35 protein-coding genes, 1 tRNA gene and 1 pseudogene are annotated in these 25,335 nt (G+C 55.2%); 16 read left to right on the forward strand and 21 right to left on the reverse strand.

The annotated features are described in order from the left end of the window. Positions 1–3 precede the first annotated feature (3 nt). Positions 4–654: a multifunctional acyl-CoA thioesterase I/protease I/lysophospholipase L1 gene (tesA, locus tag BS626_RS00890; protein ID WP_139308732.1), complete on the reverse strand. Its 651-nt coding sequence runs from the start codon at positions 652–654 to the stop codon at positions 4–6. On the opposite strand from tesA, the gene ybbA reads away from it, so the two are divergent. Then, positions 625–1,311 carry a putative ABC transporter ATP-binding protein YbbA gene (gene ybbA / locus BS626_RS00895; RefSeq protein ID WP_075181095.1) on the forward strand — a complete coding sequence of 229 codons (687 nt, stop codon included), beginning with the start codon at positions 625–627 and terminating at the stop codon, positions 1,309–1,311. The two genes, tesA and ybbA, sit on opposite strands and share 30 nt — an antisense overlap. Continuing rightward, positions 1,308–3,716 (forward strand): putative ABC transporter permease subunit YbbP, encoded by a 2,409-nt coding sequence (gene ybbP, locus BS626_RS00900; RefSeq protein ID WP_075180529.1) that lies wholly within the window; start codon positions 1,308–1,310, stop codon positions 3,714–3,716. Before ybbA ends, ybbP begins: the two co-directional genes overlap by 4 nt. A 41-nt stretch (positions 3,717–3,757) precedes the next feature. Here the strand turns inward: ybbP and purK are convergent, their stop codons facing one another. The 4 genes from purK to ppiB form a co-directional block, all read right to left on the reverse strand. After that, complete coding sequence (gene purK / locus BS626_RS00905; protein ID WP_075180530.1) at positions 3,758–4,834, reverse strand: 5-(carboxyamino)imidazole ribonucleotide synthase; 1,077 nt, start codon at positions 4,832–4,834, stop codon at positions 3,758–3,760. After that, positions 4,831–5,337 carry a 5-(carboxyamino)imidazole ribonucleotide mutase gene (gene purE / locus BS626_RS00910; protein ID WP_075180531.1) on the reverse strand — a complete coding sequence of 169 codons (507 nt, stop codon included), beginning with the start codon at positions 5,335–5,337 and terminating at the stop codon, positions 4,831–4,833. Before purE ends, purK begins: the two co-directional genes overlap by 4 nt. Positions 5,338–5,484: 147 nt before the next feature. Continuing rightward, a complete protein-coding gene (lpxH, locus tag BS626_RS00915) occupies positions 5,485–6,210 on the reverse strand; it encodes a UDP-2,3-diacylglucosamine diphosphatase (protein WP_075180532.1) in 726 nt (241 codons plus the stop codon). Between the two features lies 1 nt (position 6,211). After that, positions 6,212–6,706 (reverse strand): peptidylprolyl isomerase B, encoded by a 495-nt coding sequence (ppiB, locus tag BS626_RS00920; RefSeq protein ID WP_075181096.1) that lies wholly within the window; start codon positions 6,704–6,706, stop codon positions 6,212–6,214. A 255-nt stretch (positions 6,707–6,961) separates the two neighbouring features. Here ppiB and cysS point away from each other — a divergent pair, with 255 nt between their 5' ends. Next, the gene (gene cysS, locus BS626_RS00925) at positions 6,962–8,347 is read left to right on the forward strand and encodes a cysteine--tRNA ligase (RefSeq protein WP_075180533.1); all 1,386 of its coding nucleotides are present in this window, start codon (positions 6,962–6,964) and stop codon (positions 8,345–8,347) included. Positions 8,348–8,528: 181 nt separating this feature from the next. On the opposite strand, the gene ybcJ is transcribed toward cysS, so the two are convergent. Both ybcJ and folD read right to left on the reverse strand, forming a co-directional pair. After that, positions 8,529–8,744 carry a ribosome-associated protein YbcJ gene (ybcJ, locus tag BS626_RS00930; protein WP_075180534.1) on the reverse strand — a complete coding sequence of 72 codons (216 nt, stop codon included), beginning with the start codon at positions 8,742–8,744 and terminating at the stop codon, positions 8,529–8,531. A gap of 2 nt (positions 8,745–8,746) precedes the next feature. Then, a complete protein-coding gene (folD, locus tag BS626_RS00935) occupies positions 8,747–9,610 on the reverse strand; it encodes a bifunctional methylenetetrahydrofolate dehydrogenase/methenyltetrahydrofolate cyclohydrolase FolD (protein ID WP_075180535.1) in 864 nt (287 codons plus the stop codon). Positions 9,611–9,791: 181 nt separating this feature from the next. Between folD and BS626_RS00940 the strand changes: the two genes are divergently transcribed. Then, positions 9,792–9,868, forward strand: a tRNA-Arg gene (locus BS626_RS00940). Positions 9,869–9,883: 15 nt separating this feature from the next. On the opposite strand, the gene BS626_RS18725 is transcribed toward BS626_RS00940, so the two are convergent. The 14 genes and pseudogenes from BS626_RS18725 to BS626_RS01025 all read right to left on the reverse strand — a co-directional run bounded on the left by BS626_RS18725 (position 9,884) and on the right by BS626_RS01025 (position 18,648). Continuing rightward, positions 9,884–11,047: a site-specific integrase gene (locus BS626_RS18725; RefSeq protein ID WP_083615858.1), complete on the reverse strand. Its 1,164-nt coding sequence runs from the start codon at positions 11,045–11,047 to the stop codon at positions 9,884–9,886. Between the two features lie 134 nt (positions 11,048–11,181). Beyond that, positions 11,182–11,274 (reverse strand): annotated as a pseudogene (locus BS626_RS18970) (helix-turn-helix domain-containing protein); the annotation flags it as partial. Positions 11,275–11,808: 534 nt separating this feature from the next. Then, positions 11,809–12,036, reverse strand: a complete 228-nt coding sequence (locus tag BS626_RS00965; RefSeq protein WP_075180540.1) for a hypothetical protein — start codon at positions 12,034–12,036, stop codon at positions 11,809–11,811. After that, the gene (gene recT, locus BS626_RS00970; RefSeq protein ID WP_075180541.1) at positions 12,033–12,908 is read right to left on the reverse strand and encodes a recombination protein RecT; all 876 of its coding nucleotides are present in this window, start codon (positions 12,906–12,908) and stop codon (positions 12,033–12,035) included. The genes BS626_RS00965 and recT overlap by 4 nt, the downstream gene beginning before the upstream one ends. Next, entirely contained in the window at positions 12,901–13,719 is an 819-nt protein-coding gene (locus BS626_RS00975) for a PD-(D/E)XK nuclease-like domain-containing protein (RefSeq protein ID WP_075180542.1), read from the reverse strand. Before BS626_RS00975 ends, recT begins: the two co-directional genes overlap by 8 nt. Then, positions 13,719–14,033 (reverse strand): hypothetical protein, encoded by a 315-nt coding sequence (locus BS626_RS00980; protein WP_075180543.1) that lies wholly within the window; start codon positions 14,031–14,033, stop codon positions 13,719–13,721. The genes BS626_RS00975 and BS626_RS00980 overlap by 1 nt, the downstream gene beginning before the upstream one ends. Before the next feature lie 1,070 nt (positions 14,034–15,103). Beyond that, positions 15,104–15,280, reverse strand: a complete 177-nt coding sequence (locus tag BS626_RS18515; protein ID WP_170870415.1) for a hypothetical protein — start codon at positions 15,278–15,280, stop codon at positions 15,104–15,106. Between the two features lie 19 nt (positions 15,281–15,299). After that, positions 15,300–15,593, reverse strand: a complete 294-nt coding sequence (locus tag BS626_RS01000; RefSeq protein ID WP_075180546.1) for a hypothetical protein — start codon at positions 15,591–15,593, stop codon at positions 15,300–15,302. Further along, the gene (locus BS626_RS01005; protein WP_075180547.1) at positions 15,580–15,999 is read right to left on the reverse strand and encodes a pentapeptide repeat-containing protein; all 420 of its coding nucleotides are present in this window, start codon (positions 15,997–15,999) and stop codon (positions 15,580–15,582) included. The genes BS626_RS01000 and BS626_RS01005 overlap by 14 nt, the downstream gene beginning before the upstream one ends. A 33-nt stretch (positions 16,000–16,032) precedes the next feature. Beyond that, entirely contained in the window at positions 16,033–16,353 is a 321-nt protein-coding gene (locus BS626_RS01010) for a hypothetical protein (RefSeq protein WP_075180548.1), read from the reverse strand. A gap of 2 nt (positions 16,354–16,355) precedes the next feature. Beyond that, entirely contained in the window at positions 16,356–16,607 is a 252-nt protein-coding gene (locus BS626_RS01015) for a hypothetical protein (protein WP_075180549.1), read from the reverse strand. Positions 16,608–17,171: 564 nt separating this feature from the next. Next, a complete protein-coding gene (locus tag BS626_RS01020) occupies positions 17,172–17,582 on the reverse strand; it encodes a hypothetical protein (protein WP_240494243.1) in 411 nt (136 codons plus the stop codon). Next, the gene (locus BS626_RS18205) at positions 17,575–17,973 is read right to left on the reverse strand and encodes a hypothetical protein (RefSeq protein WP_139308733.1); all 399 of its coding nucleotides are present in this window, start codon (positions 17,971–17,973) and stop codon (positions 17,575–17,577) included. Before BS626_RS18205 ends, BS626_RS01020 begins: the two co-directional genes overlap by 8 nt. A gap of 39 nt (positions 17,974–18,012) precedes the next feature. Further along, positions 18,013–18,648: a LexA family transcriptional regulator gene (locus BS626_RS01025; protein WP_075181098.1), complete on the reverse strand. Its 636-nt coding sequence runs from the start codon at positions 18,646–18,648 to the stop codon at positions 18,013–18,015. Between the two features lie 108 nt (positions 18,649–18,756). Between BS626_RS01025 and BS626_RS01030 the strand changes: the two genes are divergently transcribed. The 12 genes from BS626_RS01030 to BS626_RS01095 all read left to right on the forward strand — a co-directional run bounded on the left by BS626_RS01030 (position 18,757) and on the right by BS626_RS01095 (position 25,239). Further along, the gene (locus tag BS626_RS01030; RefSeq protein ID WP_075180551.1) at positions 18,757–18,972 is read left to right on the forward strand and encodes a helix-turn-helix transcriptional regulator; all 216 of its coding nucleotides are present in this window, start codon (positions 18,757–18,759) and stop codon (positions 18,970–18,972) included. A 111-nt stretch (positions 18,973–19,083) separates the two neighbouring features. Beyond that, complete coding sequence (locus BS626_RS01035) at positions 19,084–19,356, forward strand: CII family transcriptional regulator (protein WP_075180552.1); 273 nt, start codon at positions 19,084–19,086, stop codon at positions 19,354–19,356. A 37-nt stretch (positions 19,357–19,393) separates the two neighbouring features. Next, positions 19,394–19,534 carry a hypothetical protein gene (locus BS626_RS18520; protein WP_170870416.1) on the forward strand — a complete coding sequence of 47 codons (141 nt, stop codon included), beginning with the start codon at positions 19,394–19,396 and terminating at the stop codon, positions 19,532–19,534. Then, the gene (locus BS626_RS01040; RefSeq protein WP_075180553.1) at positions 19,531–20,418 is read left to right on the forward strand and encodes a DNA replication protein; all 888 of its coding nucleotides are present in this window, start codon (positions 19,531–19,533) and stop codon (positions 20,416–20,418) included. Before BS626_RS18520 ends, BS626_RS01040 begins: the two co-directional genes overlap by 4 nt. Then, positions 20,408–21,838, forward strand: coding sequence for a DnaB-like helicase C-terminal domain-containing protein (locus BS626_RS01045; protein ID WP_075180554.1), 1,431 nt, complete (start codon positions 20,408–20,410; stop codon positions 21,836–21,838). The genes BS626_RS01040 and BS626_RS01045 overlap by 11 nt, the downstream gene beginning before the upstream one ends. After that, the gene (locus BS626_RS01050; RefSeq protein ID WP_075180555.1) at positions 21,838–22,152 is read left to right on the forward strand and encodes a phage protein NinX family protein; all 315 of its coding nucleotides are present in this window, start codon (positions 21,838–21,840) and stop codon (positions 22,150–22,152) included. The genes BS626_RS01045 and BS626_RS01050 overlap by 1 nt, the downstream gene beginning before the upstream one ends. Next, a complete protein-coding gene (locus tag BS626_RS19025) occupies positions 22,152–22,373 on the forward strand; it encodes a DUF551 domain-containing protein (RefSeq protein WP_075180556.1) in 222 nt (73 codons plus the stop codon). The genes BS626_RS01050 and BS626_RS19025 overlap by 1 nt, the downstream gene beginning before the upstream one ends. A gap of 363 nt (positions 22,374–22,736) precedes the next feature. Beyond that, on the forward strand, positions 22,737–23,174 hold the full coding sequence (locus tag BS626_RS01065; RefSeq protein WP_075180558.1) for a recombination protein NinB: 438 nt from the start codon (positions 22,737–22,739) through the stop codon (positions 23,172–23,174). A gap of 196 nt (positions 23,175–23,370) precedes the next feature. After that, on the forward strand, positions 23,371–23,643 hold the full coding sequence (locus BS626_RS01075) for a hypothetical protein (RefSeq protein ID WP_139308734.1): 273 nt from the start codon (positions 23,371–23,373) through the stop codon (positions 23,641–23,643). Further along, complete coding sequence (locus BS626_RS01080) at positions 23,640–23,816, forward strand: NinE family protein (protein ID WP_075180561.1); 177 nt, start codon at positions 23,640–23,642, stop codon at positions 23,814–23,816. Before BS626_RS01075 ends, BS626_RS01080 begins: the two co-directional genes overlap by 4 nt. Before the next feature lie 123 nt (positions 23,817–23,939). After that, positions 23,940–24,515 (forward strand): recombination protein NinG, encoded by a 576-nt coding sequence (locus BS626_RS01090; RefSeq protein ID WP_075180563.1) that lies wholly within the window; start codon positions 23,940–23,942, stop codon positions 24,513–24,515. 100 nt (positions 24,516–24,615) lie between these two features. After that, on the forward strand, positions 24,616–25,239 hold the full coding sequence (locus BS626_RS01095; RefSeq protein WP_075180564.1) for a hypothetical protein: 624 nt from the start codon (positions 24,616–24,618) through the stop codon (positions 25,237–25,239). The last annotated feature ends 96 nt before the right edge of the window (positions 25,240–25,335 follow it).

The following is a 25,335-nucleotide window of genomic DNA, read 5'->3' on the forward strand; positions in this document are numbered from 1 at the left end:
TCTTTACCTGCCTGCCGTCTCGTCAGCGAACGCTGCATGTTTAACTATAGGCGCTAAGCTTTTAGCCATCAGTTCGGTAATAAACGGCTGCGCGTCCGGAGTCGGGTGAATGCCATCGCGCTGCATCCACGCCGGTTTCAGATACACCTGCTCCATAAAAAAGGGCAGCAGCGGCAGCTGAAAGCGGCTGGCCAGTTCGGGATAGATGGCGCTGAACGCTTCGGTATAGCGGCGACCGTAGTTGGCCGGCAGGCGGATTTGCATCAGCAGCGGCTCGGCGCCGGCGGCTTTGACGGCTTCGATGGTTTTAGTGAGCGTGGCGGCGATATCCTGCGGTGGAAAACCGCGCAGGCCATCATTCCCCCCCAGCTCGATCAGTACCCAGTCGGGGCGGTGCTGCTGTAGCAGCGCCGGCAGGCGGGCCAGGCCCTGCGCGGCCGTATCGCCGCTTATGCTGCCGTTCACTACCCGGGTAGCGGGCTGCCACTGCTTATCCAGCAGCGCCGGCCACGCCTGCTGCGCGGACATCTGATAGCCCGCGCTCAGGCTGTCGCCCAGTACCAGCAGGGTGCGCGCGGCGGCGCTGTGCAGCGTTAACAGACTCACAATTAACAGGACAGGTAAATGCCAGCGGAAAACAGTGTTGAAGTGCATAATTTGAGTAAATCCGTCGGTCAGGGTGAGCATCGTCTCTCCATCCTTACCGGAGTTGAGCTGGTTGTCAAACCGGCGCAGACCCTTGCGCTGATTGGCGAGTCAGGATCGGGGAAGTCTACGCTGCTTGGCATTCTCGCCGGTCTGGATGACGGAAGCGCCGGCGAGGTCTGGCTGTGCGGCCAGCCGCTGCATCAGCTGGATGAGGAGGCGCGCGCCCGACTGCGTGCTGAACAGGTCGGCTTTGTCTTTCAGTCGTTTATGCTGGTGCCAACCCTTAATGCGCTGGAAAATGTCCAGTTACCGTCGCTGCTGCGCGGCGACAGCGACAAGCAGAGCCGCGACCAGGCGCGCCGCCTGCTGGAGCAGCTGGGACTGGGACAGCGGCTGCAACATCTGCCCGCCCAGCTGTCGGGCGGTGAGCAGCAGCGCGTGGCGCTGGCCCGCGCGTTCAATGGGCGACCGGGCGTGCTGTTCGCTGATGAGCCGACCGGCAATCTTGACCGGCAAACCGGCGATAAAATTGCCGATCTGCTGTTTTCTCTCAACCGGGACTTTGCCACCACGCTGATTCTGGTGACTCACGATCCGCAGCTGGCGGCACGCTGCGACCGGCGGCTGCGGCTGCGCGACGGCAAACTGTGGGAGGAAGCATGATTTGGCGCTGGTTCTGGCGCGAATGGCGCACGCCGTCGCTGCTGATTGTCTGGCTGTCACTGTCGCTGGCGGTGGCTTGCGTACTGGCGCTGGGCAGCGTCAGCGACCGGATGGAAAAGGGGCTGACCCAGCAGGGACGCGACGTGATGGCCGGCGACCGCACGCTGGAAAGCAGCCGGGCGATCGACGAAGCGTGGCTGGAGCAGGCGCAGCGTGATGGGCTGCGTACCGGCCGTCAGCTGACCTTTATGACCATGACGTTTGCCCAGGATACGCCGCAGCTGGCCGCTATCAAGGCGGTCGATGCCGCCTATCCGATGTTCGGCGAGCTGCGCACCGATCCTCCCGGCCTGCGTCCGACACCCGGTTCGGTGCTGCTGGCACCGCGGCTGATGGCGCTGCTGAACCTGCAGGTCGGTGACGTCCTCGACGTTGGCGATACCACCCTGCGCGTCGCCGGAACGGTCCTGCAGGAGCCGGACGGCGGATTTAATCCGTTTCAGACCGCACCGCGCCTGCTGATGAGCCTCGCGGACGTGGAGAAAACCGGGGCGATCCAGCCGGGGAGTCGGCTGACCTGGCGCTATAAATTTGCCGGTGAACCGCCGGCGCTGGCGCACTATGACCGCTGGATCGCCCCGCGGTTGGATCCCCATCAGCGCTGGATTAGCCTGGAAAACTCGGACGATGCGCTCGGGCGCTCACTGCAGCGCGCCCAGCAGTTTTTACTGCTGTCGGCGCTGCTGACGCTGATGCTGGCGATTGCGGCAGTGGCGGTGGCGATGAGCCACTACTGCCGCAGCCGCTACGACCTGGTGGCGGTGCTGAAGACCCTGGGGGCCACGCGGGCGGGCCTTCGCAGGCTGATTCTCGGTCAGTGGCTTATCCTGCTAACGCTGGCGGCTGCCTGCGGCAGCGCGGTGGGGAAAGGGGTAGAGGCGCTGCTGCTGCAAATGCTGCGTCCGGTTCTGCCCGGCGCCCTGCCGGCCGCCAGCGGCTGGCCGTGGCTGTGGGCGCTGGGGGCGCTGCTGGTGATCTCTCTGCTGGTCGGCCTGCGACCGTGGCGGCTGCTGCTGGCGACCCAGCCGCTGCGCGTATTGCGCGAGGAGGTGGACGCCCGGGTCTGGCCGCTGAAAGTATACCTGCCGGTGATGGCGCTGGTGGTGGTGGCCCTGCTGGCCGCGCTGGTGGGCGGCAGCACGCTGCTGTGGGCGCTGTTAGGCGGTGTAGTGCTGCTCACTGCGCTGCTGGGCGGCGTGGGCTGGGGAGCGCTGCTGCTGCTGAGGCGGCTGTCGGTACGCGCCCTGCCGCTGCGGCTGGCGATTAACCGCCTGCTGCGTCAGCCGTGGACGACCTTCAGCCAGCTGGCGGCTTTCTCGCTGTCGTTTATGCTGCTGGCGCTGCTGCTGGTGATGCGTGGCGATCTGCTGGATCGCTGGCAGCAGCAGCTGCCGCCGGGCAGCCCAAACTATTTCCTGCTCAATATCACCGATCAGCAGGTGCCGCAGGTGAGGCAGTTTCTGCAGCAGCACCGGGTACAGCCGCAGGCATTCTATCCGGTGGTGCGCGCGAGGCTGACCGAACTGAAAGGGAAGCCGGCCGATCCGACGCTGGACGGCGCGCTGAATCGCGAGTTGAACCTCACCTGGCTGGCGGAGAAGCCCGATCACAATCCGCTGGTGGCCGGACACTGGCCGCCGGCGGTGGGGGAGGTATCCATTGAGGCGCAGCTGGCGACGCGGCTGGGGGTAAACATCGGCGATACGCTGACGTTCAGCGGCGATACTCAGGCTTTTACCGCCACCATCAGCAGCCTGCGTAGCGTGGACTGGGAGAGCCTGAAGCCGAACTTTTTCTTTATTTTCCCGCCGGGAGGGCTGGAGGGTCAGCCGCAAAGCTGGCTAACCAGTTTCCGCACCGCGGAGAACGCCCCGATGCTGGCGCAGCTGAATCGCAGCTTTCCTACGCTCAGCCTGCTGGATATTGGCCATATCATGCGTCAGATAGGCCAGATACTGGCGCAGGTGAGTCAGGCACTGGAAGTGATGGTGGTGCTGGTTACCCTCTGCGGTGTGCTGCTGCTGTTTGCCCAAATACAGGTGGGTATGCGTCAGCGGCGTCAGGAGCTGGTGGTTTGTCGTACGCTGGGCGCGGGAAAAACGCTGCTGCGTCGTACGCTGTGGGCGGAGTTTGCTCTGCTGGGGGCCATTGCCGGCGCGGCCGCCGCGCTGGGCGCCGAGGCGGCGCTGTGGGGGCTGCAGCGTAAGGTCTTTGATTTTCCCTGGCAGCCAAATTTCCTGCTGTGGGGCGTGCTACCGCTGACCGGCGCGCTGCTGCTGTCGCTGTGCGGCGGCTGGCTGGGACTGCGCTTGCTGCGCGGTAAAGCGCTGTGGCGGGGGTTTTGACCGCAAGCGCGGGGCGGGATACACCCGCCCCGGTGGGGCGATTACTGCGCGTCAGACAGCCGCTCAATCGCCCAGCTGATGCCGCTGGCGTAGGCTTCCGGCAGCTGCGGCAGCAGGCCATTCAGCGCGGCGGTTAACCGTTGCGGACAGGTATCGGACAGGTTCAGGTGGCCGACCTTGCGGCCCGGACGCACGTCCTTTTCATACCAGTGAAGGTTGACCAGCGGCTCTTCCAGCCAGGCGTGATTTACCGCGGTGCCGATCAGGTTAACCATCACTGCCGGGCGATTGACCACCGGCGTCGGCAGCGGCAGATCGAGGATCGCCCGCAGATGCAGTTCAAACTGGCTGATGGAGGCGCCGTTCTGCGTCCAGTGTCCGCTGTTGTGCACCCGCGGCGCCAGCTCGTTAATCAGCAGCTCACCGTTCAGCACAAAACACTCCATCGCCATCACGCCCACGTAGTTCAGGGCATGCATGATGGCGCTGAGCATCGCCTCGGCTTGCGCCTGCTGGGCAGCCGGTGGCGTGGGCAGCGCTACGCTGGTGCGCAGGATGCCCTCCTGATGCAAATTGTGGGTCAGCGGATAAAATACCGTTCGGCCATCGTGGCCGCGCGCGCCAACCAGCGAGACTTCGCCGCTAAAGGCGATGCCCTGTTCGACAATGCATTCGCCGTAGCAGTCATCCGGCAGGGTCAGCGGGTCGGTGACGCGGACGCGCCACTGGCCGCGACCGTCGTAGCCGCCGGTGCGGCGCTTGACGATCGTCAGCTCGCCGAGGCGGGCAAACACCTCGGGCCACTGCCCGGCGCCGGCCAGCAGCTGCCAGGGCGCGGTGGGCAGATCCAGCTCATCCAGCAGCTGTTTTTGCGTCAGCCGATCGGCCAGGCGGGGAAAAATATCGCGGTTAACAAATGCCGGATGGCTGGCCAGCTCGCGGGTCAGCGCCGTTTCCGGCCAGCGTTCGATTTCGGCGGTGATCACGCTGCGGGCGATAGGCAGCGCCTGCGGCTCCGCATCCAGGCCGACGGGCCAGACGGCAATGCCCAACGGCTCACCGGCCTGACGCAGCATGCGGCCAAGCTGGCCGTTGCCTAATACGCAAACGGGCTTCATACGGCCTCCCGCGGGTCCGGGTGATTGAGCACCTCATCGGTCTGCGCCAGGCGCCAGGCGGCCAGGCGGGCGCGCAGCGCCGCGTCGTGCGTGGCGAGAATTTGTGCCGCCAGCAGCCCGGCGTTGGCGGCCCCGGCTTTCCCGATGGCCAGCGTGCCGACCGGGATCCCGCGGGGCATCTGCACAATCGAGTACAGGCTGTCCACGCCGCTCAGCGCGGCGCTCTGCACCGGTACGCCCAGCACCGGCACGAGCGTTTTCGCAGCAATCATGCCGGGCAGATGCGCTGCGCCGCCGGCACCGGCAATGATCACCTGGTAACCCGCTTCGGCCGCGCCGTCGGCAAAGCTGAACAATTTATCGGGGGTGCGATGGGCAGACACCACTTCCACGTGGAAGGGCACGTCCAGCTCGGTAAGAATTTCAGCGGTAAATTGCATGGTTGCCCAGTCACTTCTGGAACCCATAACGATGGCGACGCGGCAAGCTGCGGTGGAAGACATGAGAAGCGGACTCCTGTTTTTAACCTGACGCCACCCCAGCTAACCAACGGCTGCGGCGGAAGAGGGCTGAGAGAATAGCATGACGCGGCGGCAAGGAAAACGGTTGCGTAGCAGGAAACAGGCGTGTTGAACGGGCAAGCGCGGCGGTTAAAACGGGAAGGCGATCAGTTCGCGCCCGGCGGCGGAGACTTTGATCATTGAGCCGGCTTCATGCCAGGCGCCCAGCACCAGCCGCTCGGCCGGTTCCCCGTCGATTTGCAGGGCGTGAATCGCCGGACGGTGGGTATGGCCGTGGATCATCACCCGCACCTGCTGCGCGCGCATTGTCTCTGTGACCGCGTCTGGATTGACGTCCATGATCGTCAGGGATTTACTGCCGTTAGCCGCTTTACTGCCGGCGCGCAGCCGTTCGGCAATGCGCTGACGCAGCGCCAATGGCAGCGCCAGAAACAGTTTTTGCAGCCAGCGCTGATGCACTCTGCGGCGAAAACGCTGATAGCCGTCATCGTCGGTGCAGAGGGTATCGCCGTGCAAAATCAGCAGCCGCTGGCCGTGCAGCTCCAGCACCTGCTGCTCGGGCAGCAGACACATGCCGCTGGCGCGGGCGTAGTCGTGCCCCAGCAGAAAATCGCGATTGCCGTGGATAAAGTAAACCGGCACCCCGGCGACGCTGAGCCGCTGCAGCGCGTGCGCTATCTCCCGGTGGAGCGGTTCGGGATCGTCATCGCCAATCCAGGCTTCAAACAAATCACCGAGAATATAGAGCGCGTCGGCCTGGACGGCATCACGCTGCAGGAAATGCAGAAAACCGGCGACGATCGCCGGTTCCTGCGGGCAGAGATGTAAATCTGCAATGAAGAGCGTATGGCCCATCTTACTCGCTGACGGTCACGGAGGTGACAACAACGTCTTCTTTCGGTACGTCCTGATGCATACCGCTGCGGCCGGTGGCGACGGCTTTGATCTTATCAACCACGTCCATGCCTTCCGTGACTTCAGCAAATACGCAGTAGCCCCAGCCCTGCAGGCTTTCGCTGCTGAAGTTCAGGAAATCATTATCGACCACGTTGATGAAGAACTGCGCGGTGGCAGAGTGGGGTGCCTGGGTACGGGCCATCGCCAGCGTGCCGCGGGTGTTTTTCAGGCCGTTATTGGCTTCGTTCTGAATTTCGCCTTTGGTCTGCTTTTGCTTCATGCCCGGCTCAAAGCCGCCGCCCTGAACCATAAAGCCGTTGATCACGCGGTGGAAAATGGTGTTGTCGTAAAAACCTTCGCGGCAATAGTCGAGGAAATTTTTCACGGTTACCGGCGCTTTGTCATCGAACGTTTTAATGACGATGTCGCCATGATTGGTGTGGAAAGTGACCATATTATTATCCTGCAAAGCGAGATTAATCATGATTGAGACCGCCTCCGGCAAGCGGACGGGGCCTCAGCAAAGAGGTCTTATATCACAATTTGCCCCTGTCACACTACCGCCCCCGCCGCCGCGCAGGGCAGATGCAGAAAATCCAGGCAAAAGCGTGCTAAAGGTTGCAAAGGCGTTGTCGAGGGTGAAAAATAACAGATTACCGCGCGCCTGCAACGCGCGACATACCGCACACGTCATTAACGGAATATCCCAATGCTTAAGATTTTCAACACGCTGAGTCGCCAGAAAGAGGCATTTATCCCCATTCACCCCGGGCGAGTGGGCATGTACGTGTGTGGTATTACCGTTTATGATCTCTGCCACATCGGCCATGGCCGCACCTTTGTCGCTTTTGACGTGGTGTCCCGCTACCTGCGCTACGCCGGTTATCAGGTGAACTACGTGCGTAACATCACCGACATTGATGACAAAATCATCAAGCGCGCCAATGAACATGGCGAAAGCATCCAGCAGCTGACCGAGCGAATGATCGGGGAAATGCACCGCGACTTTGCTGCCCTGAACATTCTGCCGCCGGATCTGGAACCGCGCGCCACTCACCACATCGCCGAGATCATCGAACTGACGGAAAAGCTGCTGGCCCGTCATCACGCCTACGTGGCGAAAAACGGCGACGTCATGTTTGCCGTGGACAGCGATCCCCATTATGGCCAGCTCTCGCGTCAGGATCTCGATCAGCTGCAGGCCGGCGCCCGGGTAGAGGTGGCCGAAGTGAAGCGCAATCCAATGGACTTTGTGCTGTGGAAAATGTCTAAAGCCAACGAACCGGGCTGGCCCTCACCGTGGGGCACCGGACGTCCTGGCTGGCACATCGAGTGCTCGGCAATGAATTGCAAACAGCTGGGCGAGCATTTTGATATTCACGGCGGGGGCTCAGACCTGATGTTTCCGCACCATGAAAACGAAATCGCCCAGTCCACCTGCGCTCACGACGGCCCGTACGTCAACTACTGGATGCACTCCGGCATGGTGATGGTCGATAGGGAAAAGATGTCAAAATCTCTCGATAACTTCTTCACCGTTCGCGACGTGCTGCAGCACTTTGACCCGGAGACGGTGCGCTACTTCCTGATGTCCGGGCACTACCGCAGCCAGCTGAACTACGGTGAAGAGAACCTGCGTCAGGCGCGGGCGAGCATGGAGCGTCTGTACACCGCGCTGCGTAATACCGACGCGCAGGCGGCGGTGCAGGGCGGTGACGCTTTCGACACGCGCTTTCGCGAGGCGATGGACGATGATTTCAATACTCCGGAGGCACTGTCGGTGCTGTTCGATCTGGCGCGTGAGATTAACCGCGTGAAAGCGGAAGACGCCGCGGCGGCCGACGGCCTGGCCGCACGTCTGCGTCAGCTGGCGGGCGTACTGGGCCTGCTGGCCAGCGATCCGGAACGTTTCTTACAGGGCGGCGCCGGCGAGGCGGCTGACGACGTGGCGGAAATTGAAGGCTTAATTAAGATGCGTAACGATGCGCGCGCGGCGAAAGACTGGGCGCAGGCCGACGTGGCGCGCGATCGGCTGAATGCCATGGGCATTGTGCTGGAAGACGGCGCGGGCGGTACCCGCTGGCGTCGCAAGTAAGGCAATGCTCTCTCGCCCGCCGATCTGACGCCCCGGCGATACGCCGGGGCGTTTTTTTTACCGGCTGCTCATGATAACTATCGGCCTCAGGCCTCCTCTCCGCCGCACGAGCGCCGGGGGGAGGAGGGGGCGCCGACCCGACGCGACAGGAGTGCCACCGGCGGCCGGGGCTTCCCGATGATCACTGCTGCTGAACGGTAACGCGCTCGCCGGCAAATTCTACCGTTTGACCCGGGTGGATTTTGCAGCGCTTGCGGGTTTCCACCGCACCATCCACTTTTACCTGGCCCTCGGCAATCACCAGCTTCGCTTGTGCGCCGCTCTCGACCCAACCCTCCAGCTTCAGCAAATCACACAGATCGACGTGCGTAAACTTACCCAGTGAAAACGTAGCCATTTTTACGCGCCCTCCGCGTCGGTCGCTTCGCACGCCTGTAGCGTATTCTGAATCAGCGTCGCCACGGTCATCGGACCCACGCCGCCGGGGACCGGCGTAATCCAGGCCGCGCGTTCGGCGGCGCTGTCGAAGTCTACATCGCCGACCACTTTGCCGCTTTCCAGACGGTTAATGCCCACGTCAATCACAATCGCGCCGGGTTTAATCCAGTCGCCGGGGATAAAACCCGGCTTACCGACCGCCACTACCAGCAGATCCGCATGCTCAATATGGTGACGCAGATTTTTGGTAAAGCGGTGGGTCACGGTGGTGGTGCAGCCGGCCAGCAGCAGCTCCATGCTCATCGGGCGGCCAACAATGTTTGAGGCACCCACCACCACGGCATTCAGGCCGTGAGTGTCAATATTGTAACGCTCCAGCAGCGTCACGATACCGCGCGGCGTGCAGGGGCGCAGCTTGGGCGCGCGCTGGCACAGGCGGCCGACGTTATAAGGATGAAAACCATCCACGTCTTTTTCTGGCGCAATGCGCTCCAGCACCTTCACGTTATCGATACCGGCCGGCAGCGGCAGCTGGACCAGAATGCCGTCGATGCGGCGATCGGCATTCAGCTGATCGATAAGCGCCAGCAGCTCCGCTTCGCTGGTGGTTGCGGGCAGATCGTAAGAGTGAGAGAGGAATCCCACCTCGTCACAGGCGCGGCGCTTGCTGCCCACGTAAATCTGCGAGGCCGGGTTCTCACCCACCAGCACGACCGCCAGCCCGGGGGCACGTTTGCCTGCCGCCAGGCGCTGCTGCACCGTTGCCGCAACTTCCGTACGCACCTGCTGCGCAATCGTTTTACCATCAATAATTTTTGCTGCCATCAGAGAGGAAATCCACTGTGTTAGGTTAAATCGGGGGATGGCGCCTATTTTGTCAGAAGCGGCGGCCACTGTCAGGCAGAGATTCGCCCGGACTGTTCATAAGTGCAGCAGCAGAGCAGCCCGGCGAGCAAAATCGTTGACTCAGTGCGTTCCCGCCGTATAATTCGAGCCGTCTCACAATGCGCCCTTAGCTCAGCTGGATAGAGCACCGGCCTTCTAAGCCGTAGGTCACAGGTTCGAATCCTGTAGGGCGTGCCAAATAAATTCAACGACTTACCCCCTTCCTCCGGCTGCCAGGTTTTCCACATGGGACAGATTTGGGACACGACTGCCAAAAATCGCATCAATTTGCCGTGCATGCTCGGTCAAGTGGTTAGGTGCAAGGTGGGCGTATCGCTGTACCATTTCGATGCTTTCCCAGCCTCCCATTTCCTGAAGTGCCGATAACGGAACGCCCGCCTGAATTAACCAGCTCGCCCACGTATGGCGAAGGTCATGGAACCGGAAATCTTCTATCCCAGCTCGTTTCAATGCTGCTCGCCACGCAGTGTTTGAATCAACCCGCATCTTCCTGACGCTTGCTGTAGTGGTTCCGTCATTCCTCTTCACCGATTCGGTGTGAACGAATACCCAGTTGTGATGCCGGCCGATCTGCCGCCTCAAAACAGCTTCCGCCATTTCATTCAGTGCTACGCCAATAGCTCTGCCTGATTTGCTCTCTTCCGGGTATATCCACGCCACCTTTCTCTGCAGGTCAATCTGCTGCCACGTCAGGTCAACGATGTTCGACCGGCGCAATCCTGTTGCCAGCGCGAACTCTACGGTAGACTTGAGCGGTTCAGGGCACTCTTCAATCAGTCGCTTCGCCTCAGCGGGTTCGAGCCACCGCACCCGCTTATTTCTTTCCTGAGGCACTTTGATAACCGGCGACTTTTCGATCCACTTCCACTCACGTTCCGCTGCCCGCATCAGCGCCTTCATTAATGCCAGGTGCTTCGCTTTTGTAGAGGTGGAAACGGCGGCCGGTTTGTACTCGCCGATATCCAGCCCCTTCTTCGCCATCGATACGGCGCGTTGCTCCCATCGCTCTTTTGCCTTGCGGTTGGTCATCCTGCTGACCGCGGCGTAAATCTTTGCCTCGGTTATATCCTTCAGCAGCACACCCTCAAAATGCATGAGCCAGAATCCGATCCGGCCCTTATCAGCATCGAGTGATTTTTTGTGCGCCTTTTCTTCCAGCCAGCGCAGGCATGCTTCTTCGAATGTAACATCGGGGAAATCACCCAGCCGCTCTATTCGCCATAACTCAGCCTTTCTGCGGTCGTGGAGCTCCTGAGCCTGCTTTCTGTCCTCTGTGCCAAGAGACTCTTTAATGCGCTTCCCGCCCGGCGTCGTGTAACTCCCGTACCAGACGGAACCTCTGCGGAAGATCGACATGATTTATTCTCCTCATGTGCATCTGCCGCGCTCACGGCGACAGTGTGCATCGGATTGTTGAGAGCGGCAATACATGCCTGACGGGTGAGAAGGTAAGGCGATTTTGGTTTGGACGGGTCTTTGCGCGTTGCCATGAGCCTGCCGCTGCGTATCCACTGCTGGCAGGTGGGGCGAGAAATTCCGAGGAACGCGCAGGCCTCATCCATAGATAGGGCATAGGTTTCCATATCTACTCCTTATGCTGCCAGCACAGCGCCAGCGCGAAGCAAATAAAAAGGCCAGATTGGTGAGAGTCTGGCCCGTGTATGTGTCGCCTTTTTTACTGTCATGATCAACATCGCTGCTCTTTACCTATCAGCATCACGTAGTAAGAAAGCCAGGATTTTGCCCTGAATCTTCCTGTCGGTAGGGCGCTGATCTGCTGTGTATATTTATCGAGGATGGAGGTGGTGATGCGGTCGTGCTCTGATTTAGGCCTGCCATGTATGGCGCTGATGATTTCGCTCCTGCATTTACGCGCTACGGCCCTTAGCGCATTTTCCTGCGCCGGACTCATGCCACTCGGCGATGCTGCTTAGCGCGCTCAATGCGCTCGTCGTCCTCGCGACATTCAGAACTGCAGTAACTGGTCGCCGGTAATGATGGCTCTCCGCAGTTTTTGCAAATCGGGGAGCGGGGCTCAGGATGCGTGCGGTTAGCCAGAGCAATCTCGATCAGCTGCATCTCGCGGGCAGTTGCTTCGTCAATCGGATCGGCGTACGTCATTTTTTCACCTCTGCCGACTCTGCCCTGGCTTTCAGATTCCGCGCGTAATCCATCGGCCCAATGCCGTTAACCAGATCGCGTTTGCTCCAACCCATAGCAGCCGCTAAATCATCAAATTCAGCACGTGCGTCGTAAAGTTCCTGTTCATGCAGCAACTGCGCCTCTTCAAGCTCGGCTAAGCGCTGCTCTACCTCTGTCATCTGTTCGTTCTTTAAAGCAATCATGAATGGTTTCCTGAATCACCTTCGAGAACGCTGTATTCGGCACTCAATACGGATGCGTTGTCCTGATCAATGTCAGACTCGGCTTTTTCATCCAAAACTACAGCTTTCTGCATTTCAATGCTGACCGGCAGATATTTGAACAGGCGACGGATGACAGTTTTCTTTGCCATCTCTTCCCAGTGAGTAGCCCAAGGAGAGTTTGTGCCATCCCAGTTGATTGACCCGTCTTTATTCTTTTTTACTGATTTGCTTTGAGCTGCTACCTGATTGACTTGGCGAGCACTCATAACTTCAAACTGAACCCCGCCATCCCTGAGCTTTGCTACGGAATAAACATGCGTAATCGGCGCTGACTCATCATCACATGGCTTATGGTGAAGCCGCTCATCAAGGCCATATTCGTAACTGAATTCATCCCCCTCTCGCACAGCGCGAGCAGAAAGGCTGATGATTTGCCCTGAGCGCCGAGCTAAATCAATCATCCCGCGGTAGCCGATAATTAGCTGTATATCAGTGCGCTCTGTAACCCAATTTCCTGCCGAGTCTTTTTTCCTTTTCTCGAATGGAATGAGGTATGCGTGACCAAGTGCGCCGCCAGGCTCCAGGCCAAGCTGAGAGCACTGTACGACGGCACCGATAAAGCTTTGAGTGTCACACTTTGCGAGCGTCGGGTTTTTGCGTATTTCAGTGGTGACGATGCGAATCATGCGGTCAGCCGTCATATGACGAGGAAGAGCCGCAGCAAGCTGGCTTTTCATGGCTGGCTGATTCATGAAGCCGACAAGCGTTTGCTCGGGCGTTTTGTTGGCAACCTGCTTGCTTTGCTGCGTCTTCTGCAGGTCAGCGCTGGCAATAGGAGGCTGGTTAGTCATTGCGTAATTCCTTAGCCCAATAAGGGAGAGATAGTGTTGCTATGCCGGGCCACTCATTGCGCGACATGCATTCTGCGTAGGTTTGAAGGTTTCTTTTATATTCTGCTCGCCCGGCATCCTTGGCTAACTGGTCAAGTATGAATACCTGCACCGGGAATCTGCCGCAGCTGATTGATGTACTGACTGCCAGAAATGCGAAAGTAGGAATCTCACCAAATTGCGAGGCATATCCATCCGTGTAGAAGGAGTCCTGGACGTGATAGCGGTAGCTATAGAAATCCTTTTTAAACCTGTCGATATCAGCTGTGCTTTTTACATCAATGCACCAGTTAAACTCAGTGATGATTTTGTCCGGCCGGCAGCGCGATAAAACGCCGGTGTCTCGGTCACTCCAGTAAATGCTCGCCTCTGCATTTCCCTGCGCTTCGAGCATCCACCGGGCAATCGGATGGGCCATTGCACTTTCACGCATCAGCTTCAGCTTCCGGTTGTCGTCGTGCGTGATAGGCGTGATTCCCTCAGCCTCGCACCGTTCCAGAAATTCCTTTTCCTTCTCCTTTCCTGCAGTAGTCCGGCGGTTAACCTCCGGCCCTATCTCAAAGCGCTTGCTAAATTCATCTGGCTCAAGAAGCAGGCAGTGCAGGGCGGTGCCTAAATCCAGCGCGGCTGTTTTTTCTTCATCAACTGGCGCACCTTTCCGCCACTGATAGATAGCTGGGCTAACTGCAATATCATCCAGCTGCGATTTGCTGATGCCCGGGCCGCCGTGATAGTCCTCATTGCTGATGTCGTAGTAGATGCCCGGCTCCATCACGCCACCTCGTCAAACGAATGCCGGCGCATAAACACCTCAACTGCATATTCGCGCGTAATAATCATCGTCAGCACATCAAACAGCATTTCTCCTGCTCGCTGCTGATAATCAACGTCGCTCTCGTCCAGATAATTGCACGCGAGTTTTGTGTGTTCGCCTGGATAATACTCTCGAATTGCGGTCATTATCGGATTAGCTGAATCACGTTCCGCCCGGTATTCGACCGTCTCGCGAATGCGCTCATGATCTGCATCAGAAAGTGAGGCAATGATCGCAGTAATTTCCTGTTCGTCTTTGTATGTGAGTTTCATTACGGATTGCCCTCCGCACTCAGGATTTCAAACAGTTTTTGCAACCAGCTTTTTTTCGGTGGCGGTGCAAAGTCGGCGCCGGTCAGAATGTTTTTACGTGCGTGCATCACTGATTTGATGCCGTCGAATGTAGGGCAGCCCGATGCCGCCCCTGCGTAAGCTAAGCGCATGGGTTTACCTCGTTGATATGGAATTAAAATGCCCCTTAACAGGGGCGAAATTTACAATAAATCGTCAAGCCGTCACGTATAACGGCTTTGCGATTTACTCTATGTCGCAGACGTATTCAAAGTCACCGCATGAAGATCCGCCGTTTTTTAAAGCGATTATCACTGGGGCGCGAACCAGAACTGCGTCCATCCCGCCCCAGTCACGGCTCAGCTTCCACTGCTTTGGTGGCGTTCTCCCTAACGATTCGAATACTGCTGCGCGCTCGGTGTTAAATCTTGCCCGCCCATCCATAACAAAATATTCAAATTCTTGCATTATCTTCCCCACCCTGGTTAAGGGATCAAAGCTTCCGCCAGCCCTTCATATACACGATTAATCCCTTTTTTCTCATAGCCTGAAGTCGGCGGTCGAGAATGCGGGCCGGTTCCTCGGCTCCCGCGCACAATTCACGACATGCTGGGTAAGCACCTTTACTGCTGCTGCCAGGCTTGCCAAAATAAATATCCGAAAATTTACTTGGCCCAGTGCTAATGCTGTCCAAAATTAGTTGATCTAACTTTCTGTATTTGCTCAATTTTTCTTTCCTTATTGCAAAAAATTAATCCCTCAGTGGCGGGCTATTCGCATTCCATTCCTTATTCAAGGCTTTGTGTTTCGATCTGATCGAACCATTCAATATACTGTTCAGCCATTTCTCGTAAAGATCTGGCATATTTCTGTTCGTCTTTGCTGAAATCAGATAAAGACGAACAATTTCCGATCGCATCAAGGCACTGCTCGAAATCCAGCTTTGTATTTCTGAACTGGCAATAGCTCATATTTCCCATCCTGATATCTCCTGTTAAATGTCGCTGCGTAGCACCTCAAAGCCGTCTGAGCAGACAGCTTTACGGTGTTACTCAGTGGCCTGCATAGTCACGAAGAGCTTCCACAATTCGAATTGCCTGCTCTATGCTGCTGGTATCTTCATCAGGCGGAACCTGATAATTCACTACCTCAAGCTTTTCCGCTAAAACTCTTAATTGCTCAGCAACCCAATCCGGATCAAAGCTTTCGGGAATTTCGATGTCATGCATCCTCACTCTCCTGTAGTGGTTACTGGCCCAATGCCTTTGCCATGGCGGCCTTTGCTCTTTTGTACTCTTGTGTCTGCCGGCAGCCTTCGTCATGCTCATAAAGAGCGATTAACCCACGAAGCGACTCAAAAAGCTCAGGTGCTGCGGCTAACAACCGAGTGTTAGCTTCGTATTCTGCCGTTACCTGCCCAGGAATAGCCACGCCACTTACCCGCACAGATTTATTTATTCCAAAGCCATCAGCCTGGCCGTGAACTACGTTCCCATATTGGTCTAACCGCCACGGCCCGGGCGTGCCTTTAAATTGTCCCATCTTCAACCTCGTCAGTTAATTTAACCCAGCCAGGGCGCTCGCCTTTTCCAAGATAAAAATCAATAATATCCAACAGTCGCGGGTAGAATTTCAACGCCTTTGCCCCATCCATTTTCGCAATTTCCAGCCTGGAGAATTTGCGCCACTGCTCTACGGTATGTTGCTGGCAACCCACCCGTACACACTCACCGTTAGTGATTTGCAGGAAATAATCCTCACCCACCATTACAAAAGTTTTCTCCGGCAAGCTGGAACCGCGCAGGTCGGCATCGCGCAGGTTGGCACCAATCAGGTCGGCATCGCGCAGGTTGGCACGGCGCAGGTTGGCGCACTTTCCTGACTTGCCTTCGCTTTGAACCCATTGATGGTGCTCATATAAAATCCTATTTAATTCGGTAGCGTTCATTTTGATATCTCGTAATTGCCAATAAAAGGCCGCTTAGCGGCCTGTCATGTAATTCAGTGCGCCAGTATTTCCTGTTCGCTCCACATAGGCTGCATAGAGTGGGTTAACTGTCGTTTCTAATTTCTCAGCCAGCGGCGTCAGAGCGTCATACATCGCTGCTGCAAACATCCTCCGCTGGTCTGCTGTAAAGTTCAGGTACTGCATAAACATCTGCTGCTGATTAGCGAAGTGCTCCATGATTTCAGCGTGTATCAGCTTCATGATGGCTTCGTCTGGCATGTTGTCTGTGATGCGCTCTCTGACGCGATTGGCGATATACGGCGCTATCTTTTTAAACTCTGTTGCTGTGTCCATGATTACCTCGCTGTTATCCCGTTACTCTTCCGATACCCGGCCGCATAAATCGCAACATCAGGCAGGCAGGTGCCGCCGATTTCTTCACGCGATGGCCTCGGGCTCATTTTGTAATCGATACTGCTCAGCGCTTTGCTAACGCGATCAGACCCGTACAGAGCGGCATTGATGATTTTTACAAACCGAGGCTCGCTGCGACGTTTTGCACGATGAGCGGCTGCACGTTTTGCGTTGTAACGCTGCTTCGAATTCATGGTATTTCTCCTGATGAGTGCTTTGGTGGTGTGGTGCCGGTGCCTCCCGGCGAGCATTTACAGCCATCAATGCCCGGATAAAGGAGAGCATTCATGAAGCATGAATGTTGGCTGTACCGTGTGCGCATAGCCACATTCACCACACCCCGAAGCACTCGCTCCGGCCTACCTGCATCAGGTAGGAATCGTCTTGTTAATGAGCAGACCTATGAGGTCGCAAGTAGTTAGCTTGCCGTCGATGTTTCGTTTCGATGAGCAGATAATCACATATCGTGTTAAATGCGTCAACACAAATTGTGTTTAATTGGTGGTGGGTTGCTTTACCCACTGTTTTCAATGGTTATTTTAAAATCAGAATGGTTGCTATGAGGTTTGTGGCCGAGAAAGCCCCGCTAAGTGGCAGGGTGCAGGTTTACCCGCAGGGTGCAGGAGGTGAAAAAAAGTGCAGGAGTGACGAAAAAGTGCAGGAGTGACGAAAAAGTGCAGGAGTGACGAAAGGGCAGATGCTGCAGGAGCGAAAAAGCCGCTTCGGTAGCGGCTTGGCATTGACTGGAGGATAATCTTTTAGAAAAACAACTTCGCAACTGACAGCGATATCCCAGCGATAGCTATAGCTGTAAAGATCGTCCAGAGGATTTGTTTGTTTACTGCCGATATTATGGATGAGTTCATTTCGCTGATGCTTGGTTTTTTTGATAATTTTTCATCTATATCGATCTGCTTCTGAAGAATTACAGCTACATCGCGAGAAGTGTCAGCAGAAGTCTTGCGTAGCTCACGGATATCCGCACGAGCTTCGGCAAGATTTGCTTTGATGTCTTCAACATTAGCTTCCAGTTTAGCAACCCTAAGTAGCATGTCATCTCCTCCACCGCCGCCATTGCCATATGATGATGAACCATCTGTCACTCTGAGTCTACTACTAAGCGATTCAGGCGATGTGCTATGGACTAACTCTAGTTTAGCATTACCCATGCCAATCCTCGCTTACTACATTGAAATATGCTTCTTTTTTATCTAGTGAGTCTCTAAGTGATTCTATCAGCTCACATTTGAAGGTATACACTCCAGATTCTTTTGCTTCCAAATACATGCTTGCCGACAGAAATGAAGTATGCATCACTGGGTCTATGCTGTTGGCTGGTATGGGTTTTATCTTTTCACTCATAATGCTTTCGCCAGATGGTGAAACGACATCAAGCCTTGTGAAATAGATGTCATCAACAAGAAGATTTATAAATGATATACCTACTGTTATATGAAAATGGCCATTAATTGATTTAAAATTTAAGGTTGGCTTGGCTATTCCTGACTGTTCATTTGCAGGAAAAATAAATGCTATTTTTCCATTTTTATCTGTGTTCATGCTCCCGCCCAGTAAAAATTTATATTTATAGGATTTCAGCTAAACCAGTCGCATCTTAGTCTCGACAGCCACCCCGATGATCCGGCAGTTACCGTTGACGGGTATCATGGGCCACTGAGGGTTTAGCCCCTTCAAATACTTCTGCGCACCGTCGAGCACCAAGCGCTTAAACGTGGCCTCATTGCTGTCTGACAGCTTGGCAATCACCAGGCTGTTGTTGATCGCGTCTCGCCCGGTATCAAACAGAACAAACGTTCCTTCAGGTATGCTGAGGCCTGCTGGCGCCGTCATGGAGTCGCCTTCAACTTCAAGCCAGAAAGCTTCCCCCTGGATGTGAGCGTCAGACTCCAGCCACATATCCACTTCCTTCAGGGTGTAGGCCTCAATAGCCTCACCCCATGCGCCGGCCTGCACTTTGCTGAGGACTGGGTATGATTTTCCTGCATCATATGGACCCTTATATGCGGAGCCAAACAACAGTTCTGCGGAGCTAACGCCAAGAGCCCGTGCTATTACCTCTGCATCATCAACGCTTACCGCTCTAGTTCCCGACTCATAATTTCCTATCCGAGACTGCGAAGCCCAACCGCAGAGCTCAGCCAAAGCCCGTTGTGAAAGGCCTTTGAACTCACGCAGCCGCTTAATTCTTTGAGAGATGGTTTCTTTTGTTTTCATAATCATTTTTTATCACATTACGTGATAACACGCCTTACACGATTTGTGTTGATTTGCTATCACAATTTGTGTTTAATATGCGCATGGTTAGCAAGTTAAGGAAGAAGCATGAATAACATAGCAAATGAAAGGAGGAAGCTGGGGATAACCCAGTCAGCTCTCGCTCAGGCATGTGGCGGATGGGGTGCGTCACGGATTGGAAATTATGAATCCGGTAAGCGCCACCCTGACTTAACCTCATGTCGAATCATTGTGCAGGCATTAAACAAACTCGGCGGGAAAACAAATCTGGACTCGTTATTCCCTCCGCAAAAAGCAGCATAAGCATCGTCGCTCTTTATCAATCAGACCGCCACCTGTTGCAGGGGGCAAAACAACAGTGGCACCCCACGGGTGTCGCACGTAACCAATTAACTGATATGGAAATTATCAATCATGGAACACGCAAGAAACAGCAAGTTGATCAACGAAGTAGAAACAGAATTGCGCAGTCGTCTGACCCATAAAGGCCAGCGCGTTCTGGCCGCTGAGGCAGGATGGCATGAATCGAAAGTGAGCAGGTTAAACCTGCGCGATATGGCGACGGTATTTGTGCTGCTGGAAAAGGTTTGGGAAACGAGCCTGATAGCAGAGGTGGCCAGACAAGCGGTAGCTGCTGCGATGGGAAAAGAAAAGGCGCCGGACTGCGGGAACAGTTTCAGCGCCTGATATCGAAATGTAAGCAATTTCAACGGAGTAATTATACATGAAAAAGCAGTCTTATCGCCACACTGGTGTGCATAAAAACCTTCTTCGCCTCGACTTCCTGACCAAATGCAATCCGGCAATCGCGCCGAAGCTGAGGGAAATTCTGGAAACGTATAAGGTTAAGGAGAAGAACCAATGAGCAACGTCTTAGCGTTTAAGCGCAAGCAAGCAGAGACGCCGGAGGTAACCGGTAAGGGGTTCGCCTTGCTGCATCGTAAAATTATGGAGCTGCCATTCTATAAAGACCCAGAGGCGGCTCACCTGTGGATTCACCTGATCCTGAAAGCAAAATATTCCCCTGAAAATGTGATGACAGACTTAGGGGAGAAACTGGTCAGGCGTGGAGAGTTGCTTTCTGGCAGAAACGCCCTGGCTTTTGAAACTGGATTATCACCAGATCGTGTCCAGTACCTGCTCAGAAAGTTTAAAAAACTGGATATGGTTAGCTGGGTATCTAACAGCAAGTTCTCGATTATTCGCATCACAAAATACGACGATTATCAGCTGAATTCTGTACCAGCAGATCACCAGCAGATTACCAGCACGAAGCCAGGCACCGCAACGCCTGATCGGGATGCTGTACCAGCAAATTACCAGCAAATTACCACAGATAATGAATTACTAACTAATAACTCAATATCTAAAGATATTGAGTGTGCAACTTCCGCATCAAAACATGCTGTTCAGAAGCAACGGATTTCATGCGAAGAGGTCTGGCAATGCCTGAAGGAAGAGCTTCCGGAAGCAAGAGGCTGGCGAGTTATGGATGAAGACCGCCGAAACCTGATTAAACGATTTTGGGGGAAGGCCAACAAAATCGCACGTCAGTTTGATAACGGCGAACCTCTCACCATGGAAGGATTCCGAACCTACCTCCAGTACATTAGCGCCAACTGCCGCTGGATGCTGGAAGACCGACCTGATAACCGCACTGGAAAGACATGGCGCCGCATGAAGTTCGACAGCTTCCTCTCTGAGAAGCTCTATCGCGACGTTCGAGAAGGAGACAAGGATGACAGATAATCTCATGCAACCACCGCATAGCCTCGATGCAGAGCAGGCGGTTATCGGTGGCCTCATGCTGGACGGTGGCGAAGAGCGCACGCAGAAGGTTATGGCGATGCTGAAGTCAGAAAGTTTCTTCAACGCTTCACACGCAATTATCTTCAGCGCCATCCGCGACCTGTTAGCTCGAAATAAGCCAATCGACCTGCTGACCCTGTCAGATGAGCTGGAAGCTGGCGGAAAGCAATTTGGCGGATTTGCTTATCTGGCCGAGATGGCAAAGAACACTCCATCAGTTGCAAATCTGACAGCTTACGCTGCCGTGGTACGCGATAAAGCTATGGAGCGTTACGCAATCAGCAAGCTGAGCGAAGCACTGGAGCTGCTCTACAGCCGCAACAGCATGACAGCCGTCGAAAAGCTGGAGTCGATCACCATGCTTACCACGCAAATCAGCGACTACGCCAAAACCGGAAAACGCCGCGGGCTGCGTTCTTTTGGCGATGTGATGGACGAGTGGGTGACTGACCTTGAAAAGCGCTTCGATCCGCAGGGTGAACAGCGCGGAATGAGCACCGGTATTCCGTCGCTAGATCGAATGCTGGCACCGAAAGGTCTGGTCAAAGGCTCGCTGTTCGTCATCGGCGCTCGGCCTAAAATGGGGAAAACCACGCTATACAGTCAGATGGCAATCAACTGCGCAATTCGCGAGAAGAAGCCCGCCCTGATGTTCAGTCTGGAGATGCCCGCAGACCAAATTCTGGAAAAGTTGGTAGGGCAGAAATCAGGCGTTAACCCGAGCATTTTTTACATGCCGGCCACTGATGACGCTGATGCGGAGTACCAAGGCGACTATGACGCTGATTTCGACAGGGCAATAAAAACAGCAAACCGGATGCGAGAAGAAGACCTGCTGTACATCGACGACACCCCCGGACTGTCTCTGGCGCACATCGTCGCAGAGTGCCGCAAGGTGAGACGCCAGAAGGGCGCCGTAGGAATGGTATTGGTCGATTACCTGACCCTGATGACAGCCGAGAAGGCCGACCGTAACGACCTCGCATATGGGATGATCACCAAAGGACTGAAGAATCTTGCCAAAGAGCTTGGCTGCGTCGTTGTGCTGCTGACTCAGTTGAACCGTGAGCTGGAGAAGCGCGTCAACAAGCGGCCATTACCAAGCGACTCGCGCGACACCGGGCAGATTGAACAGGACTGTGATTACTGGGTGGGCATCCACCGCGAAGGCGCTTTCGATGAAACCGTTCCGGCAGGTGAAACTGAGCTGCTGCTGCGACTTAACCGCCACGGCAACACTGGCACCGTGTTCTGTCTGCAGAAGGACGGAGCAATTTATGACATGGACCAGATGGCGGCGCGTACTGAGCGTGATGCACGGCAGCAGCCAGCCAAAGGCCAGAAACGGGGAGGATTTTGATGGACTACAGCAAACTGAGTGACAACAAAATAAACGCAGAAGTGGCGCTTCACTGGCTGGGGAGGGGTAACTTCGGATTAATGAATGGCGCAGTGGAAAAACTTGGTAGAATTTTCGAACCATGCAACAACCCCGCAGACGCATGGCCGATTATTGTGGCCAACCGCATAGCGTTAATGCCCGATGCCAGTGAGCATGGAGCGCACCAATGGTGGGACGCTCAATCCAGCTGTCGGGCGCATGGAATTCAGTATCAAGCCAACCCACTCCGCGCCGCGATGATCTGCTACCTGATGATGCAGGAGAGTGAGTGATGAGAAACTGGATAAAGTGCAGTGAGCGGATGCCTGAAAATGGACAGAAGGTAGTTGCCTTTCACAATGGGTGGGTTAACTGTTTCATCTTTAAAATTGAACATAGTGTCTCATCAAGCAAAGTATGGTTCGAGCAATACCTGACCGCAGATGTTGAAGTAAATTTAGGCCTGAAAGAAGTAACCCACTGGCAGCCACTACCCCCGCCACCGGAGGAATAATGCACCAGGCATACACAACAGAGAAACTCACAGGGCTGCTGATTATCGCGGCCCTTATTTTTTGGCGCTGGGCGGGGAGGAGAGGGCGTGATATTCGCAAAACTTATAACTGTTGGGTGGATGCTGGCATGGTTCTTTATCATCTTGAGCATAGTTTTCGTCAGAATTAACAGGGGTGCAGGCCTTTTCGGAAGTCTGTTTGCTTTATTGTTGACGTGGCTGCTTATCGGTCTTGCTCCGGTGGCAATAGCTAAATTCGGATGGGAGTTCATCAGATGAACTGGTACACAGCAGAGCTAATAACTGGGCTATCGGTGACGGTGGCCCTTTTTGTTGGTGTCAGGAAAACTAACCGGAGGGGTGATGGAGAAAAAAACGTTTTTCCTCCGCAATGAGCAAGTGCGGCGCAATCTGATAGACGCAATCCTCAAACTCCCGCTTAACGACCATCATCCCATCACAATCCGCATCACCGACTTTGACCGCACTCTTCTGCAAAACAGCCTCTTTCATGCCCTGTGTGGCGATGTGGCGCGTCAGGCCGAATGGCTGGGCAAACCGCGCACGCCGGTGCAGTGGAAAACGTTGTTTGTTTCAGGTCATGCGATGGCTACCGGCATGGGTGCTGAAGTGGTGCCGGGGCTTGAGGGGGAGTTCTGCAACATCAGGGAATCGACGGCAAAGATGGGCATTAAGCGCATGGAGAGCCTGATTGAATACTCCCAGGCTTGGGCCGTCGGTAACGGCGTGAAATTTCGGGATGTTCGCTACAGCAATGATTACTTTGGGAGAGCGTCATGACAGTGTTCACAGACATCGCAGCGGCGATAGAAGAGGCAATTTGGTTGTCGTCACAGACGCGGCGGAGCCACGCCGTTTATCAGAAAACGGCTCACGAAATGGAGGTGAGGATCTGCGACCCGCTGTCGTATGCGATGTTCACTGCGGGGCAGGGTGGGGTTGTTGATGCTGGGGAGGTGGCTTAATGGCACGGATAATGATTGAAATTGAGAGGGCTGTATTAGAGGTGATGCCGGAGATTTTATCAATCAGCTCTTCTGAACTGCTGAAAAGAGTTGTTAGCAAAACCGACGCTAAAGAAAACACTATCAAATCTACAATCCAGCGCCTGATAGATAATGGCAAATTAATCAGGCTTAACGGTGGCGCAGAGTCGAGATACGCCCTGGGGAATCTTGGCCTGAAATTTGGCCAGAGCCGGAAAATGATGGTGTTCAATCGGGCTATTTCCGAAGCGAGGCGAGCATGACAAGGAGAAAGAAAAGCGTCACGCAGTTAGCCCTCGATAACCTGATTTTCCGCCCGACCCGCCGCAGTACAAACAAACCAAAGCCCATCCCGCCAGCTAGCCAGGTAATTTCATTTGATTACGTTCATGGGCTATTGCAGGCCAAATGGGATCGCATGAGGAGGACGAGATGAAAGAACAGTGCTGCGCAGACTGTGGAATACCGCTGTCGCCCGATGAGGCGTGGGTGTGCGATGACTGCAGCGCGTTTTACGCGATATTCCGAGATCCGAATGGTGATATGACTGGAGGGGACGATGGTTAAAGGCAAGCCGCCAAAGCCGAAGAAGTGTAAAGCCTGCTCTGAGAAATTCATCCCCCGCAACACCCTGCAAACCGCCTGCTCTCCAAAATGTGCCATCCAACTCGCTAAGCAACTCACCCAGCGCAAGCAACAGCGCGAGGAGAAAGAGCGGCGTGCTGCATGGAACAAGCGCAAGGCCGATGTAAAGCCATTAAGCCACTGGATGAACATGACCCAGCGAGCATTCAACGACTACATCAGGGCGAGAGACGGAGATATCTGCATCAGCTGCGGCAGTACAACGGCGGTCAGCTATCATGCCGGCCACTACCGAACGACGGCTAAAGCATCGCAATTGCGGTTCAACGAGGACAACTGCCACAGCCAGTGTTCAGCCTGTAATACTCACCACTCCGGCAATATCGGTCCATACCGCATCAACCTCATAGCAAAAATCGGCCCTCAGCGCGTCGAGGCACTCGAAAACAACAATACACCACACCGATACACCAGAGAGGAACTGGAACGCATCAGAGCGCGTTACAGGGCTTTGCTGCGTGAATTGGTAAAGCAGAGGGAGGCAGCATGACCTGGCTAAAGAAATTACTCAGCAGATTCCGGCCTATCACTCCAGCAGTGCAGCCAACCCATGTGCAGTCATGGGACGCTAATCCGAGAAGGAAGAAACGATGAGAATCGAAAAAGACTATCAGCAGATTGTCAGGCTTTCCGGCGTGCGCTCTGCTGCTGATATGCGTCGGTTGTTTGGCAATGGCTGGAAAACCATCAACACCTCTCAGCAGGCATGGATACGACACCTGTTAACAGTGTGGGGTGATCACTTATCTGGCGACGAGTACGAGCGCGGGGAAGTTAACGTGATAGGCCGCCTCATGATGCGCTGCGAATGGAGCGAGCAGAAGGCTAGGCAAATTGAAAGGGTAGTAACAGAGCTTCACTGTGAGGGCTACAGAGGGGAAGAGCTTATGCGCAAGGCGCGCGATATTCTGGTTCCACAATCATCCGCAAGCAACATCATCGCTCTCGCCAAAGAATCAGATGATGCTGCTTTCATGGAATCAGTAATCGTTAAGACCTTCGGGCGTGACAATCCCCTCCGCTCTGTAGCCAGATTACGATACTGCAAGCGCAAGAGCGCGCAAAACATTGCTTCAAGTCTGATTTACTTCACCGGCATCACGCCGAAGGAAGCCAGAAACAGAATGGAATGGGCGCAAAATATCCTTGAAGGAGAATTGTTCTATGCTGTTAAGCGTGAGCGGGAGAAAGAAATTACTGCAATCGCTGCATAATAGCACAAATTGCTAAAGACAAAGGGCAATAAACCTGGCACATTGCATATATGCTCGGGAAGCAAAGCGAACTGAGCGCGGTGATGACGAGGAAGT

Source organism: Pantoea sp. 1.19, assembly GCF_001922585.1.
Classification (GTDB): Bacteria; Pseudomonadota; Gammaproteobacteria; order Enterobacterales; family Enterobacteriaceae; genus 1-19.

Bases quoted from the DNA above. Each gene is read 5' to 3' on its own strand.
- ybbA (WP_075181095.1), top strand. From the start codon at position 625: ATGCCAGCGGAAAACAGTGTTGAAGTGCATAATTTGAGTAAATCCGTC.
- tesA (WP_139308732.1), bottom strand. From the start codon at position 654: ATGCACTTCAACACTGTTTTCCGCTGGCATTTACCTGTCCTGTTAATT.
- ybbP (WP_075180529.1), top strand. From the start codon at position 1,308: ATGATTTGGCGCTGGTTCTGGCGCGAATGGCGCACGCCGTCGCTGCTG.
- purK (WP_075180530.1), bottom strand. From the start codon at position 4,834: ATGAAGCCCGTTTGCGTATTAGGCAACGGCCAGCTTGGCCGCATGCTG.
- purE (WP_075180531.1), bottom strand. From the start codon at position 5,337: ATGTCTTCCACCGCAGCTTGCCGCGTCGCCATCGTTATGGGTTCCAGA.
- lpxH (WP_075180532.1), bottom strand. From the start codon at position 6,210: ATGGGCCATACGCTCTTCATTGCAGATTTACATCTCTGCCCGCAGGAA.
- ppiB (WP_075181096.1), bottom strand. From the start codon at position 6,706: ATGGTCACTTTCCACACCAATCATGGCGACATCGTCATTAAAACGTTC.
- cysS (WP_075180533.1), top strand. From the start codon at position 6,962: ATGCTTAAGATTTTCAACACGCTGAGTCGCCAGAAAGAGGCATTTATC.
- ybcJ (WP_075180534.1), bottom strand. From the start codon at position 8,744: ATGGCTACGTTTTCACTGGGTAAGTTTACGCACGTCGATCTGTGTGAT.
- folD (WP_075180535.1), bottom strand. From the start codon at position 9,610: ATGGCAGCAAAAATTATTGATGGTAAAACGATTGCGCAGCAGGTGCGT.
- BS626_RS18725 (WP_083615858.1), bottom strand. From the start codon at position 11,047: ATGTCGATCTTCCGCAGAGGTTCCGTCTGGTACGGGAGTTACACGACG.
- BS626_RS00965 (WP_075180540.1), bottom strand. From the start codon at position 12,036: ATGATTGCTTTAAAGAACGAACAGATGACAGAGGTAGAGCAGCGCTTA.
- recT (WP_075180541.1), bottom strand. From the start codon at position 12,908: ATGACTAACCAGCCTCCTATTGCCAGCGCTGACCTGCAGAAGACGCAG.
- BS626_RS00975 (WP_075180542.1), bottom strand. From the start codon at position 13,719: ATGGAGCCGGGCATCTACTACGACATCAGCAATGAGGACTATCACGGC.
- BS626_RS00980 (WP_075180543.1), bottom strand. From the start codon at position 14,033: ATGAAACTCACATACAAAGACGAACAGGAAATTACTGCGATCATTGCC.
- BS626_RS18515 (WP_170870415.1), bottom strand. From the start codon at position 15,280: ATGCATGACATCGAAATTCCCGAAAGCTTTGATCCGGATTGGGTTGCT.
- BS626_RS01000 (WP_075180546.1), bottom strand. From the start codon at position 15,593: ATGGGACAATTTAAAGGCACGCCCGGGCCGTGGCGGTTAGACCAATAT.
- BS626_RS01005 (WP_075180547.1), bottom strand. From the start codon at position 15,999: ATGAACGCTACCGAATTAAATAGGATTTTATATGAGCACCATCAATGG.
- BS626_RS01010 (WP_075180548.1), bottom strand. From the start codon at position 16,353: ATGGACACAGCAACAGAGTTTAAAAAGATAGCGCCGTATATCGCCAAT.
- BS626_RS01015 (WP_075180549.1), bottom strand. From the start codon at position 16,607: ATGAATTCGAAGCAGCGTTACAACGCAAAACGTGCAGCCGCTCATCGT.
- BS626_RS01020 (WP_240494243.1), bottom strand. From the start codon at position 17,582: ATGGGTAATGCTAAACTAGAGTTAGTCCATAGCACATCGCCTGAATCG.
- BS626_RS18205 (WP_139308733.1), bottom strand. From the start codon at position 17,973: ATGAACACAGATAAAAATGGAAAAATAGCATTTATTTTTCCTGCAAAT.
- BS626_RS01025 (WP_075181098.1), bottom strand. From the start codon at position 18,648: ATGAAAACAAAAGAAACCATCTCTCAAAGAATTAAGCGGCTGCGTGAG.
- BS626_RS01030 (WP_075180551.1), top strand. From the start codon at position 18,757: ATGAATAACATAGCAAATGAAAGGAGGAAGCTGGGGATAACCCAGTCA.
- BS626_RS01035 (WP_075180552.1), top strand. From the start codon at position 19,084: ATGGAACACGCAAGAAACAGCAAGTTGATCAACGAAGTAGAAACAGAA.
- BS626_RS18520 (WP_170870416.1), top strand. From the start codon at position 19,394: ATGAAAAAGCAGTCTTATCGCCACACTGGTGTGCATAAAAACCTTCTT.
- BS626_RS01040 (WP_075180553.1), top strand. From the start codon at position 19,531: ATGAGCAACGTCTTAGCGTTTAAGCGCAAGCAAGCAGAGACGCCGGAG.
- BS626_RS01045 (WP_075180554.1), top strand. From the start codon at position 20,408: ATGACAGATAATCTCATGCAACCACCGCATAGCCTCGATGCAGAGCAG.
- BS626_RS01050 (WP_075180555.1), top strand. From the start codon at position 21,838: ATGGACTACAGCAAACTGAGTGACAACAAAATAAACGCAGAAGTGGCG.
- BS626_RS19025 (WP_075180556.1), top strand. From the start codon at position 22,152: ATGAGAAACTGGATAAAGTGCAGTGAGCGGATGCCTGAAAATGGACAG.
- BS626_RS01065 (WP_075180558.1), top strand. From the start codon at position 22,737: ATGGAGAAAAAAACGTTTTTCCTCCGCAATGAGCAAGTGCGGCGCAAT.
- BS626_RS01075 (WP_139308734.1), top strand. From the start codon at position 23,371: ATGATTGAAATTGAGAGGGCTGTATTAGAGGTGATGCCGGAGATTTTA.
- BS626_RS01080 (WP_075180561.1), top strand. From the start codon at position 23,640: ATGACAAGGAGAAAGAAAAGCGTCACGCAGTTAGCCCTCGATAACCTG.
- BS626_RS01090 (WP_075180563.1), top strand. From the start codon at position 23,940: ATGGTTAAAGGCAAGCCGCCAAAGCCGAAGAAGTGTAAAGCCTGCTCT.
- BS626_RS01095 (WP_075180564.1), top strand. From the start codon at position 24,616: ATGAGAATCGAAAAAGACTATCAGCAGATTGTCAGGCTTTCCGGCGTG.